This is a genomic window from Bacillus sp. EE-W1, assembly GCF_009760835.1.
Taxonomy (GTDB): domain Bacteria; phylum Bacillota; class Bacilli; order Bacillales; family Bacillaceae_G; genus Bacillus_A; species Bacillus_A wiedmannii.
On the sequence record NZ_WIPE01000064.1, the window covers coordinates 120,577 to 120,796 of the forward strand.

Sequence of the window (220 nt, forward strand, 5' to 3'; positions counted from 1 at the left end):
TACTTTAGATCCTAATGGGATTACTTTCGGATCTACTGCGATAATTCTCATATTCGGATTAGCCGTTAAATCATGCCCCATCGCAGTTAAAACACGTCCACCATATGTACCATTTTCACTTGGATCAGCAGTATATGCTGTCGCAACTACCGTTAATTCACGTTTAGCAGACTGTATGTTATTTTTAGACTCTTCTCTTGCTTTTGCTTCTTCCTTAGCC

General features: G+C 39.5%; 1 pseudogene. It reads right to left on the minus strand.

The features are described from left to right. A pseudogene (locus GFJ36_RS29665) lies at positions 1-220 on the minus strand (enterotoxin); the annotation flags it as partial.